The 3553-nt window shown below is 43.2% G+C and carries 4 protein-coding genes; all 4 read left to right on the top strand.

Going from position 1 to position 3553, the window contains the following annotated elements; genetic code table 11:
• The coding region (locus IQ242_RS19740) for a Uma2 family endonuclease (protein ID WP_193961132.1) at positions 1–360 on the top strand (360 nt) is incomplete at its 5' end.
• Between the two features lie 163 nt (positions 361–523).
• Positions 524–1087 carry a Uma2 family endonuclease gene (locus tag IQ242_RS19745; protein ID WP_193961133.1) on the top strand — a complete coding sequence of 188 codons (564 nt, stop codon included), beginning with the start codon at positions 524–526 and terminating at the stop codon, positions 1085–1087.
• Between the two features lie 147 nt (positions 1088–1234).
• A complete protein-coding gene (locus IQ242_RS19750; protein WP_228021106.1) occupies positions 1235–1456 on the top strand; it encodes a hypothetical protein in 222 nt (73 codons plus the stop codon).
• On the top strand, positions 1446–3497 hold the full coding sequence (locus tag IQ242_RS19755) for an FAD-dependent oxidoreductase (protein ID WP_193961134.1): 2052 nt from the start codon (positions 1446–1448) through the stop codon (positions 3495–3497). The genes IQ242_RS19750 and IQ242_RS19755 overlap by 11 nt, the downstream gene beginning before the upstream one ends.
• The last annotated feature ends 56 nt before the right edge of the window (positions 3498–3553 follow it).

The raw sequence follows: 3553 nt of genomic DNA on the forward strand, positions 1-3553 counted from the left end.
GGTAAAGTCTTTAGTTCTTCGACAATTTTTCGTTTACCAAAGGGAGGATATCGTTCTCCTGATGTTGCTTGGATAAAACGGGAAAGATGGGAAGCTTTGAGCGCAGAAGAGCGAGAAAAGTTCCCACCTTTATGTCCCGATTTTGTGATTGAATTACGTTCTCGTACTGATTCCTTAATCTCTTTACGCGACAAGATGCGCGAATATTTAGCCAGTGGTTTACGTTTGGGTTGGTTGATTAATCCGCAACAGCAGCAGGTGGAAATCTACCGACTAAATAGCAGTGTAGAAATTATTAATTTACCTGCTACTTTATCTGGGGAAGATGTCTTACCCGGGTTTGTTTTGCATTTAACCTAGGAAGGATTGAGTACCCAGACAGAATTAATTACACATATTTTTCTCTGAACTGATAAGTGATACAGTAGTTCTGTCGTTCTCTAAAACCAGAGACTTCCTACCTCACGATTAAGATAAATGCTATGAGTTATCTTGTATAAAGTAGCAAAAAGGAGAAGCGATTATGGAAACTGTAGTGTTAAATCTAGAGACAGTTAATCTGACCGATGAACAATTTTATCATCTCTGTCAGGCTAATCAAACATGGAATTTAGAACGTAATCAAAAAGGAGAATTATTAATTATGCCTCCCGTGGGTGGAAATACTGGTAAACAGGAAGCTAATTTGATTGTTAAAGTGGGGGTATGGAACGAGCAAACTAAACTTGGTGAGGTGTTTAGTTCTTCGACAATTTTTCGTTTACCAAAGGGAGGATATCGTTCTCCTGATGTTGCTTGGATAAAACGGGAAAGATGGGAAGCTTTGAGCGCAGAAGAACGAGAAAAGTTCCCACCTTTATGTCCCGATTTTGTGATTGAATTACGTTCTCGTACTGATTCCTTAATCTCTTTACGGGAAAAGATGCGCGAATATTTAGCCAGTGGTTTACGTTTGGGTTGGTTGATTAATCCTCAACAGCAGCAGGTGGCAATCTACCGACTAAATGGTGATGGGGAAATTATTAATTTACCTGCTACTTTATCTGGGGAAGATGTCTTACCCGGGTTTGTTTTGCATTTAACTTAGCAAGGATGACAGGGAATAATACTAAATCCAGTTATTAAAAACTGATTATTTATTCTCCGTTTTGCATGAGTGCATGAGTAGAAAACGGGTTTCTCGGAGAAACCCGTTTTCTGTGCGTTACTCAACGGATTTAGTATAACAAAGGGAATGAGACAGAATCAGGATATCTTTGTCGAAACATTTCCAGAAAAGCGATCGATTGTCAGCTTGGAGGTGTATAATTCTCTTAAGGCCAGCATCGAACTACAAAGTTCTCAAGACCACCCAAAAAAAACATCAGGATTACAGGAACAGATGCTCTGGCTACTTCTTCAAAGAAAGAGGAAACTCTCAGCCATAACATTGATATTTGTCAATAATGTCCCCTAAAATTTTCAATCATCACTTTACTCCCCTCAAATCCCTCTCTCTGGGATTATTTCTCCTACAAGCTTTCACTCCCCTCACCCTAGCAGCCCCCCCGCGAGAACCGGATCAAAGCGTCGGCTGTGATATTCTGGTGGTGGGTGGTGGTTTAGCCGGTGCCGGTGCAGCCTACGAAGCTTTATTATTAGGAAAAACCGTCTGTTTAACCGAGATTACCGACTGGGTGGGGGGACAGATATCTTCTCAGGGAACCTCAGCGTTAGATGAAAGACGAACACAAAGAGAAAAATTATTTTTCCCGAAAGGTTATCTAGAATTTAGGGAAAGAATTAGAAAGCATTACGGGAAACGCAACCCCGGAGAATGTTGGGTAAGCGGGTCTTGTTTTTTGCCTTTTGATGGACATAAATTATTATTTCAACAGTTAGAAGACGCTGCCAAAAAAGGCAAAGGAACCCTGAAATGGTTTCCCTCCACGGTAGTCAAAGAATTAAATATTGAAACTTTACCCAACCGCGGCACCGGTCAACAGATTACCAGTGTAATTGCTATTCAACATAGTCCCGCAAAAGGTACTCCTCCCCTAAATACCGAGTTTTTATCGCAAAAAATGGAGGATATCTATCGCTACGAAAATTCTCCCCGTTTTGATAAGAAAATCCTCCGTTTTGTCCCCAAATCCTCCCAACCGAATCAATTAGCAGATTGGTATGTGATTGAAGCGACCGAAACCGGGGAAATAATCGGATTATCAGATATTCCCTACCGTTTAGGGGTCGATAAGCGCAGTTATCTCGAACCTTCTTCCTCTAGCGTCACTGGCGACCCCTACTGTACCCAGGGTTTTACCTATACCTTCGCCATGGAGGAAACAGAAAAACCACAAACCCACGAGAAACCTGTTTATTATGAACGCTATGCCCCCTATTTTAGCTATGAATTGCCGCGATTAGCCGATTTTGACCTGGTTTTCACCTATCGTCGTATCTGGAGTCCACAACTGGGTAAAGAGAAAACCTTTGGGGGAATTACTTTTACCGAACCCGTCCCGGGGGATATTTCCATGCAGAATTGGACCTGGGGAAACGATTATCGTCCGGGGACTGGGAAGGATAACTTTATCTACACCCGTGAACAGTTGCAACAGCTAGGACAGTTATCTCCGGGGGGATGGATGGGAGGATTACGCACCGAAACCCTCGCGAGGGGCGAAGAACACGCCATTTCCTACTATTATTGGTTAGTAGAAGGGACCACCGATTCCCAGTTAGGGGACGGGGTAAAAGTTCCCCATTTGAATAACCGTTATCTCTCCGGTTTTGATTCTCCCATGGGTACTGCTCACGGTTTGTCAAAATATCCCTATATTCGGGAAGCAAGACGGATTATCGGTCGTCCTTCCCTGACTTTCCCCGATGGTTTTACCGTCACAGAAATCGATATTTCCCGACAAAATTTTCAAAGCGATTTCTATCGTCAAAATCTTTCCCCAGCAGAATATCGGCGCTTAATTGCCACCTTGGCAGGATTAGAGGGATTTTCCGTACTTGATGGCACATTATCCCCCGACAAGGCCGTTAAACGCAAGCGCTCGACTATTTACCCCGATTCCGTCGGTATCGGTCACTACGCGATTGATTTTCACCCCTGCATGACGGAACATCCCCCCGAAAAACCGGGTAATACAGAAAAAGCAGGAGAAAGACAGGGACAGGGCCAAGCTTATCCTTTTGAGATACCTTTAAGGGCTATAATTCCCCAAAAAATCGATAATTTACTGATAGCGGGTAAAAGTATCGCTCTTAGTCATATTGCCGCGGCCGCCTATCGTGTCCATTCCTTCGAGTGGTCCTCTGGGGTAGCTGCTGGCATCACGGCAGTGTATGCTTTGGATAATAATGTACTGCCCTATCAATTAGTAGAAAGTGATTTTCTCATCGGGAATAAACAATTGCGAGAATTACGGCAAAAAATCGACGCAAGTGGTAATCCAACTATGTTCCCCGATGCCTCAATTTTCCAGTCGATGGATAATTGGTATTAATTAGGGTTTGCTGAAAAAGTTTTTCCTAGGGGCAGGGTGTAGGGTGTGGGGCTGTC

This window comes from Microcystis sp. LEGE 08355, from assembly GCF_015207185.1.
Lineage (GTDB): Bacteria > Cyanobacteriota > Cyanobacteriia > Cyanobacteriales > Microcystaceae > Microcystis > Microcystis panniformis.